The sequence below is a fragment of the Candidatus Stoquefichus massiliensis AP9 genome, from assembly GCF_000455285.1.
Classification (GTDB): domain Bacteria; phylum Bacillota_I; class Bacilli_A; order Erysipelotrichales; family Coprobacillaceae; genus Stoquefichus; species Stoquefichus massiliensis.
In genome coordinates this window covers 42,531-44,014 of the sequence record NZ_HG005298.1, presented here as the reverse complement: position 1 = coordinate 44,014, position 1,484 = coordinate 42,531, and the positions used below count along the sequence as shown (strand labels likewise).

Here is a 1,484-nt window from a genome sequence, read left to right as displayed (position 1 = left end):
ATAATAATTTCTACATACTTTGATTTCTATCAATTTATCTATGATATAATCAATCTTTTTTTATCTATATATAAGAATAGAGTTACTCATTTGAATGATAAGAATATCTTTTTTGAAAAAATGGTTTATTATACTGATTCTCTTTTTGATTTTCAAACATATGTGTATCTCGATATTGTTTGGGTGTCATCTTGGTTGTCTTTTTAAATATTTGAGAGAAATAAGACTGTGAAGAAAAACCAACTGTTTCAGAAATTTCAGCAATAGACAGACTTGTTGTTTTTAATAATGATTTACATTCCTTAATTCTTCTTTCAATCAAATAATTTATAGGTGACATTCCCATATTCTTTTTAAATTCATGAGCCATATAATATTTATTAATTTTCATATACTTAGCTAAAGAATCTAAGGTAATATCTTCTGAATAATTTTGATCTATGTAATAACAAATCATTCTAATTTCTCTTTTGACTGGTTTTTGTATAGGATTTGAACTTAAATTCAATCGCATCTGTCTAATAATTCTCAGAAGAAATAATTCATATAATTTTTGACACATTGTTTCATATCCTAATTCTTTATTTTCACTCTCCATCAAAAGATGTGTAATATAATATTGAATATCATCATTGTTTTTTTCAAAACTTTGATACAAAAATGCATTCTCCTCATCATTCAATCCAAAAGTTAAATTTTCAACTCCTAAAACAACATATTCTAAAGGATCGTTACCATCAGAATCTTCATGATGATATACATTAGGATTTACAATAATCATATCATTTCTTTTGACATCAAAAGTATCCCCTTCCACTGTAAAACGACCTTTTCCTCCAACGACATAAAAAATTTCTGAAAACGGATGAAAATGCATCAAAGATTTCCAATCTTCTTCATACTTCGAATATGTAATATAAAGAAGCTTAGAACGAAAATCAAAATCATCATTTTTAGAAATATTAATCCGATTATTACTCATATACAAAATCCTCTCACTTCATTTAACATAATTTTACTATGAAATCCCCATAATAGCAAGATATATAAAATAATTAACAATTTTTATGTAGATAAAGCGTTTACATTTATATATATTGGTATTATAAGATATCATGAAGGAGGAAAAACAAACATGAATACTAAAAAAGTGTTATCTTTAGGACTATCAGTTCTCATGTGTGGTACGCTACTTGCTGGATGTGGCGGAAACAAAGAAAAAACTGATGGTGATGCTTCTGGAAAGACTTTAAAGATTGCAGGTCTTGACGGTGGTTATGGGACTAAAGGATGGGAAGCCGTTGCTAAAAAATTTGAAGAATTAAAAGGATGTAAGGTTGAAATGCAGTTTGAAAAAAATATTGCTGATACATTAAGACCTGTCATTACTTCTGGCAAAGATGTTCCTGATGTTATTTATTTATCAATTGGTGCAGAAGGCGCTTTAACAGATACGTTAGTTAAAGAAAAAGCAATTACCGACA

1 protein-coding gene and 1 pseudogene are annotated in these 1,484 nt (G+C 27.6%); one reads left to right on the top strand and one right to left on the bottom strand.

Annotated elements, in window-relative coordinates; all coding sequences use genetic code 11:
* Window positions 1–82: 82 nt before the first annotated feature.
* Complete coding sequence (locus tag BN350_RS17260; protein WP_028044709.1) at window positions 83–982, bottom strand: helix-turn-helix transcriptional regulator; 900 nt, start codon at window positions 980–982, stop codon at window positions 83–85.
* Window positions 983–1,135: 153 nt separating this feature from the next.
* On the opposite strand from BN350_RS17260, the pseudogene BN350_RS21540 reads away from it, so the two are divergent.
* A pseudogene (locus BN350_RS21540) lies at window positions 1,136–1,484 on the top strand (carbohydrate ABC transporter substrate-binding protein); the annotation flags it as partial.